Consider the following 7,243-nt stretch of genomic DNA (forward strand, 5'->3'; position numbering starts at 1 on the left):
AGCGGAAAGGGTGGCTCATTCCGCCACGAAACGCGCCGCTTCGCGGTCCACGAGTTTCTTTTTCCCCCCCGGAATGATAAAATATTTCTTGAAAGGAAGCTGAAAGCGGTTCCGTTTTCAGGGGGTATCGCGTAAGTTCGCATCCGCTAGCAAGCGGTCGGAAAGGAAGACGCGAATGGGAAATACGACAAAGAGACAAAGAGTGCTTCTGGCGGCGGCGGGAACGGCTGCGATAGCGGCGGGGTTGTCCGTATGGGCGGTATTGTCGTCCGCAGGCGAAAAGACGGGGATCGAAAAAAGCCAAAAGAAGGAAATTTCCATCGTAGTCACTTCTCTTGGAACATCTTTTCCTCCGGGTATGGATGAAAACCATAATCCGTATCTGGACTATATCGAGCGGAATACGAAGCTCAACATCAACGTGATCTTGCCGCCGAACGAAAGCTATCATGAGAAATTAAACATCGTCTTATCGTCCACCGCTTTGCCTGATATGATGTATGCGGTCGACGATGTATGGCTGTCCAACAAAGTGCAGGAGCACAAGCTGCAGCCGCTCGACGAGCTGATCGACCAGTACGGTCCTGATCTGAAGAGGAAAATTCCGAAGGAAGCCTGGGATCAGGTGACATTTAACGGGATGATCTACGCGGTGCCGAGCATGAATGAGGTGAAGGGCGTCGAGCTGATGTACGCTCGTAAAGATTGGCTCGACCGGCTCGGGCTGAAGCCGCCGCGAACGCTGGACGAATATTATGAAGTAATCCGTGCGTTCACCTTCGGCGATCCGGACGGCAACGGGGTTCACGACACGATCGGATTGCTGCTGACGGAGAAGCTTGGGAGAAGCGCTCCGTTCTTCGGCGCGTTCGGCACCCAGCTCGATAGCTGGCTGGAGCGGGACGGGAAGCTGGTCTATTCCAATACGCTGCCTGAGACGAAGGAAGCGCTGGCTTTTTTGCGCCGATTGTATGAGGAGAGGTTGATCGATCCGGAATTTCCGCTGAACCGGACGAAAACGCTCGAAGAAAAAGTGGCGTCAGGCAAAGTCGGGATTTTCTCCGCCGCCTGGTACGATACCCGGGGGCCGATCGATCAGAACAAGCAGCGCGATCCGAAAGCGGAGTGGATTCCGCTCGAATATCCGACAGGGCCGCGAGGCGAGAAGGGGACCTACTCCACATCGCTTGTTCGGGGATTCAGCATCGTGCCCGCCGGCAGCCCGAACGGGGCGGACGTCATCCGGCTGCTCAATTTTATAGCGGGCGAAGGCCACAGCAACCTGAAGCTCGGTTTCGAGAACGAGATCTGGTCGATGAGGGACGGCAAGATGGTGACCAACTTCCCGGAGCACGACAAGCACAAGTACCGGGGCATCTATTCCGCGCTTGTGGAAGTCATCGAGCCTGAGCTGGATAAACAGCGTCTGGATTCGCTCGGGGAGCATTTCCGGTTATACGAAAACCAGAAAAGAGTCGAAAACAACCTGATCGTGAACCGGTTCACCGGGCTTCCAACTCCGGCCATGGGCAAATATATGTTGAAGCTCTCTTCGATGGAGGAGCAGTTTATTAAGATCGTGCTGGGCGTAGCTTCTCTGGACGATTTCGATCAATACGTTAGCCGGTGGAGGCTGGAGGGCGGAGACGAAATTACGCGCGAGGTCAATGAATGGTACCGGGCCTCTCTGGACTAATCCGCAACGCCCTTGTTTACTCTAACAGAAACGGAGGTTTTCCACATATATCCGCTCCGTTGGTTTAACCGGCTGTATCATCAAAATATTCAGATGAGGCTGACCGTATATTTTTTGTTTATTTTGCTGCCGCTTGTGGCAGTCAGCTTGTTCTCGAACTTTCAGTCGAGGCAGATGCTGCTCGACCAGACGACCGAGCGTACGAGGGCGGCGCTTACGTCCTCAATGGACTATATCGACGTAACACTGCAGAACGTCGAGGAGATCTCGACCTTAATCGCAACCGATACGAATATGCTGCGGCTGCTCGATCAGTCCGGGGCGGATCTGTCGCCGCAGGACGTCGCCAACTTCACCGAGGTGCTGAAGCAGCTGTCCAATATTACGTCGATCAATCATATGATCTCGCAAATATCGGTGTACCATTCCTTGTCCAATGTAGCCGTGTCGACGACGACCGGCAGCCGGCATATTTCCAGCCAGACGCAGCAATCGTGGCTCCAGCTGCTGGCCCGTTTCGGGGGAAGCGGGATTATGTACACGCTGCCTGACGAGCCTACGCCCGACGGCAAGACGTTCGGCCAAATTATCGGAGCGGACGGAATCTCGCTGGTGCGCGCGATGGATCTGAACAATCCGGGCCGGCAGCCCAATCTGCTCGTCGTCACGCTGAACCAGACGAAGCTGCTTGACCTGATCCGCTCGTTGCTCCCGTCCGAGAATGCGCAAATCGTTCTGCTGACGGACGAGCGCAAGCCGATTACGGGGACGGGCGACATTACCGAGGCGAGCCTGGAGAAGCGGATGGCCGACAAAGATACGTTTCAAGTCGAGATCGGCTCCAAATATTACAAATGGTCGCTGCTGCTCATGCAGCCGCAAAGCGAAGTGTTCGCCAAGACGAAGCAGATTCAGGCGTATACGTATATCATTATCGCGATCAGCGTCCTGCTCGCGCTCTGGATCTCCTGGGCCGTCTACAGCAGCATCGCTTCTCCGATTCAGAAGCTGATGCAGGGCATGAAGCGGGCCGGCAGCGGCAACTTCAACGTCAAGCTGGACAATCACCGGCAGGACGAGCTCGGTTATTTGACCCAGGCGTTTAACCAGATGATCTACGACCAGAAACATCTGATCCAGCACGGCTACGAACAGCAATTGCGCCTGGCGCTTACCGAGCTGAAATTTTTGCAGACCCAGATCAATCCGCACTTTTTGTACAATACGCTGGATTCGATCTATTGGGCGGCCAAAAACTATGAAGCGGACGAAATCAGCGAGATGGTGCTGAACTTGTCGCGGTTTTTCCGGCTCAGCCTGAGCAAAGGAACGGACACGTTCACGGTGGAGGAGACGATTTCTCATCTGCACTACTACGTCCGGGTGCAGCAGCTGCGTTTCTTGGACAAGTTCTCGGTCGCCTACGACGTCGACGAAGCGAGCAAGCCGGTTCCGGTGATGAAGCTGCTGCTGCAGCCGCTTGTGGAAAATGCGATTCTTCACGGTCTGGAACAACGGGAGCGCGGAGGACAGCTGACGGTACGAACGTATACGGAGGGCGGCTTCCTGTATATGATCGTTGCGGACAACGGGGTAGGGATGATGCCGGAGAGGCTCGATTATATCCGCGGGGAACTGGAGCACATCTTCGGTCCGGACAAGTCCGGATTGTCGCTGCCGCCGTGGGAATCGAACAAAGATTTGTATGGGCTCCGCAACGTGGCTTCCCGAATCCGTATGGTATACGGCAAACAGGCGGCGATGGAAGTGGAGAGCCGGCAAGGGGAGGGGACGGCGGTGACGGTTCGTCTGCCGCTTGACCGATGCAAAGAGACGTTCCAGCTTTCTCCCGAACAGACGGAACCAGATTAAGCGAAAGGAGCGAACATCGGGATGAATTTGCTGATCGTGGAAGACGAGATTCGACTATGCAACAGTTTGGCTAACAACATTCCTTGGGAGCAGCACGGGATCGATATCGTCGGGATGGCTCATAACGGAATGGATGCCCTTGAACTGATCGAGAGGAAGAAACCGGACCTGATGCTGCTCGACATTCAGATTCCCGGCGTGGACGGGCTGACGGTGGCGCGCAAAGTGGCGGAGCAGGGGCTGATGACGAAAACGATCATCCTGAGCGGACACGACAATTTCACCTATGCCCAGAAGGCGCTGGAGTTCGGGGTGTCCAAATATTTGCTGAAGCCGGCAGGTGATTCGGAAATCCTCGATGCCGTGCTCGGGGCCGCCCAGCAGCTTCGCAGGGAGCTGGAGCTGAAGCATAGCCAGGATGCGCTGCAGGAAAAATGGCGTCATAACTTGCCGCATCTGCAGAACAATTTCTTCGTGAACTGGCTGAACGGCAAATTTGTGGAGTGGGAAATTACGAGGCGCAGCCAGGATGTGCAGCTGGAGCTGGAGCATGATGCCAGGTACGTGGTCGCTGCGCTGGATATGGACCCTGTGTCGGAGGAGGAAACCCGGTTTACGCAGCAGGACATGCCGGTTCTGCAGTTTGCTTTAAGCGGGATTGCCAAGGAACTGCTGCCGGAGTATTGGGTATGCTCCGACCCGGGAGGGGCAACGGCGCTTATATGGAAAGCGCCGGCGGACAAAGACGACGGCGTCGTGATGCTGCAGGTCAATACCGATATTACCCGGCTGCTGTCCACCGTAAAAGAATGTCTGAAGCTGACCGCAAGCGCGGGCATATGCCGGACGACCGGGGGACGGGACGAGGTGCCGGAGCTGTACCGGCAGTCGATGCGGGCGCTGCAGAACCGGATCATCTACGGGGGCAATATCGCCATCCCGTTCCGCGAGGAGTCGGGTGATAAACCGGTGCTTCCGTCGGACCCGAATCTGGAGAAGGCGCTGGAGATCGCTCTTCAGACGGGGGACGAGGAGAAGGCGGCGGATACGCTCGACAGGCTCTGGTCGGTGAGCGGCATCGTAACGGCCGAATCGATGGACGACGTACAGGAGAACGTGATGTTTTTCGGCGCGCTGCTGATCCGGATTATGCAGAAGCAGGGATGGCCGTTCAAAGATTTTGCCGGGGACGACTACGTCCACTTCTTTAATCCGCAGGCGCTGGGCCATAAGGAGCAAATCCATGCGATGCTGCTGCGGATCGTGCGCCGCGCGGCGGTATATGTGCAGAAGCAGCGGATGTCGGTCAGTCATCAGATCGTGAAGCAGCTGCTCGGTATCGTCGAGGAGGAGATGGACCAGGAAATATCGCTCCATCAGGTGGCGGACCGGCTGTTCGTCAACTCCTCGTACTTGAGCCGTCTGTTCAAGCAGGAGACGGGCAAATCGTTCTCCGCTTATGTGATCGAGCGCAAGATGGAGCGCGCCAAGGCGGCGCTTCTCGACGGGGCCAAAATCAGCGAAGCGGCCAGTCTCGTCGGCTATCACGACGGCAGCTACTTTACCCGCGTATTCCGCAAGTATTGGGGAGTAACGCCGGGAGAAGTACGGCCCTGAGCAGCGCTTCCCGATCCCAACCCCAACCCTTCCCTGTCGTCGAGAATAGGGATGGAGGGGGCGCCGCCTGACGTACAGCTATAGATGGTAACTACTAGCCGGGGGCGTTCCGCGGCTAGTTTGGCATGCCCCCAAACTCCTTGTGGAGCCGTTTGGCTTCCTCTAGCAGCTGCATGTGGACCTCCGTAATAGACAGCAAGAGGCGGGCTCTTTCCTCCTGCGCTTCCCGCTCGGCGCCTTCCGAACCGCGGCTGGCGGCCAGCAGCTCGATCATCTTGGGCACTTCCCAGATACTGCGGGCGGCGACCGCCGTGCAGAAGCCGTAACGCGCCAGACGGACGTCCCCGCCCCATCCGGAGCCGCTCAGTCCGTCCGTATACCGGCCGAACAGCAGTCGATCGTACTCTGCATACCGCTCGGGCCGGATATACCGCTTGCTCATCGTCAAGCCGTAAAACCGTCCCAGTTCCTCGCCTACGCCGGATACGCTGGCAAACTGCCAATCGATAAGCACCAGACGCATATCCCGGTTCGGCTCCTGACGGATATACATATTCTTGCGCCATATATCCTGGTGGGCGAGCACGCGAGGCAGCCGCTCCACCCCATCGATCAGCTGCGGCATATGGAGGAGCAAGTCCTCGTACCGGTCCAGAACGGACCGAATCCGCCGCTCGTCCGCGGACCCATGGTGCCAGTCCGCTTCCCGTACGTTGACCGTATACTTGCTGCACTCGGCTACCCACGAGCGGAGCCAGGACCGGCATAACCAGTCTTCTTCCGGAATAGGCAGCCCGTTCAAATAAGCCGCATGGAATCGTCCGATCTGCCACGCGGCGTATCCGTACTCGTCATCGGACCATACGCTGTCCGTATTCCCCGGAATTTCCTCCAGCCACAGCCACAGCCGCCCGTCCGGCTTCTCCTCCACGGCATAACAGTCCGGAACGGCTATACCTTCCGGCAAGATTCCCCGAAGATCCGAACGATAGGCGAACGCTTCGCGTTTCCAGTAGTTGTAATGCGTCCCCGCCGCTCTATCGGCATCGGGCCTAGTAATTTTGACGATCAAGGACCACGGGACGAAGCTTCGGTCAACCGTGGCCGTGCCATGCAGACGAAACAGTCCGCCGTTTACGAAATTCGGAGTCCGGTAGTCAATCGTCGCGCACGTCCAAGACTCGATCGCTGCATCGGACCTGCCGAGCAGCTTGTGTACGCATCCAAGCATCACCTGCTCGTCGAACTCCTCGTGTACGCTTCTTACGGCAATCGGCTGCGGCATCGGCTGTTTCCTCTCTTCTTCGGGCATAAAGATATCCGTTCTCCAAACCATGCTGTACCGCGATTATAACGCACATACGTTCGCCGGACAAGGGAAGACGACGCGCCTGTCGAGAAGTATTTTCAGACAAATTACGACATTCGGCTTCTCTTTTTGGAATCGCTTTCATTGATTGTGCTTTTTGTGTGAGGCGCTCGGTTAAGGCAACTTGGAGCTAGCATCCCGGGAGTTGTCACGAAAGTACCAAAAGACGTAAAAGTAGTCCGGTACAAACGGCCCCCCGGTTTGCTACACTTGGAACAACAACGGATTCGCCGGGCGAAAAAGAGCTCTCAGGCGCCGTTTCTCGACAGAATCAAGAAGGGGGACGACAACAAGATGGAGCCTGCAACAAATGGAGCAACTGCTTCCTCACCCCGGAAATCGTATGCTAAGACGTTATGGACCGACATTCGCAAAGATTGGGACTTATACGTAGCGCTTATTCCGGGACTCGCATTCATTTTGCTATTCAAGTACACGCCCATGTACGGGATCGTTATTGCGTTTAAGGATTTCAACATCTTCGAAGGCATGGCGGCCAGCCCGTGGGTAGGCCTGAGGCATTTCGAGAAACTGCTCGTCAACGAAAATTTCTGGCAGGTGTTTCAGAATACGCTTATTATTTCCGTCTATAAGATCGTATTCCTGTTCCCGCTTCCGATTATCGTCGCAATATTGCTGAACGAGCTGAGACACATGGTGTTCAAGCGGAGCATTCAGACGATCATTTA

Annotated in this window: 4 protein-coding genes and 1 pseudogene; 4 read left to right on the forward strand and 1 reads right to left on the reverse strand. The window is 56.1% G+C overall.

Annotation, left to right across the window (positions count from 1 at the left end; all coding sequences use genetic code 11):
- The first annotated feature begins 175 nt into the window (after window positions 1-175).
- The 3 genes from PV433_RS16320 to PV433_RS16330 all read left to right on the forward strand — a co-directional run bounded on the left by PV433_RS16320 (window position 176) and on the right by PV433_RS16330 (window position 5,185).
- Window positions 176-1,696 carry an extracellular solute-binding protein gene (locus PV433_RS16320; protein WP_332073134.1) on the forward strand — a complete coding sequence of 507 codons (1,521 nt, stop codon included), beginning with the start codon at window positions 176-178 and terminating at the stop codon, window positions 1,694-1,696.
- 93 nt (window positions 1,697-1,789) lie between these two features.
- On the forward strand, window positions 1,790-3,568 hold the full coding sequence (locus tag PV433_RS16325) for a cache domain-containing sensor histidine kinase (RefSeq protein WP_332073135.1): 1,779 nt from the start codon (window positions 1,790-1,792) through the stop codon (window positions 3,566-3,568).
- A 21-nt stretch (window positions 3,569-3,589) separates the two neighbouring features.
- Window positions 3,590-5,185: a response regulator transcription factor gene (locus PV433_RS16330; protein ID WP_332073136.1), complete on the forward strand. Its 1,596-nt coding sequence runs from the start codon at window positions 3,590-3,592 to the stop codon at window positions 5,183-5,185.
- Between the two features lie 115 nt (window positions 5,186-5,300).
- Here the strand turns inward: PV433_RS16330 and PV433_RS16335 are convergent, their stop codons facing one another.
- The gene (locus PV433_RS16335) at window positions 5,301-6,470 is read right to left on the reverse strand and encodes an oxidoreductase family protein (RefSeq protein WP_332073137.1); all 1,170 of its coding nucleotides are present in this window, start codon (window positions 6,468-6,470) and stop codon (window positions 5,301-5,303) included.
- Between the two features lie 378 nt (window positions 6,471-6,848).
- On the opposite strand from PV433_RS16335, the pseudogene PV433_RS16340 reads away from it, so the two are divergent.
- Window positions 6,849-7,243, forward strand: a pseudogene (locus tag PV433_RS16340) (sugar ABC transporter permease); the annotation flags it as partial.

The organism is Paenibacillus sp. GYB004 (genome assembly GCF_036577605.1).
GTDB classification, from domain to species: Bacteria; Bacillota; Bacilli; order Paenibacillales; family NBRC-103111; genus Paenibacillus_AB; species Paenibacillus_AB oceani.